Here is a 223-nt window from a genome sequence, read left to right on the forward strand (position 1 = left end):
GAATATCCTATCCCGTGATTTTGTAGCTGAGAAGCCTTTGGAGAAGTTAGTGACCGATATTACGTACTTGCCATTTGGGCAATCTATGATGTATCTTTCGAGTATTAAGGACCTGTATAATGGAGAAATCGTGGCATACACCATTGGTTCCACACAGGATACTGCCTTCGTTCTAGATACCTTAGAACAATTGGGAGAGCTGCCTGAAAACTGTATCCTGCAT

Annotated in this window: 1 protein-coding gene; it reads left to right on the forward strand. The window is 42.2% G+C overall.

The annotated features are described in order from the left end of the window. Positions 1-223 (forward strand): DDE-type integrase/transposase/recombinase (locus WFH04_RS18470; RefSeq protein WP_336825750.1); only part of this gene is annotated, 223 nt, incomplete at both ends.

It is taken from the genome of Sporosarcina sp. USHLN248 (assembly GCF_037144575.1).
Lineage (GTDB): Bacteria > Bacillota > Bacilli > Bacillales_A > Planococcaceae > Sporosarcina > Sporosarcina contaminans.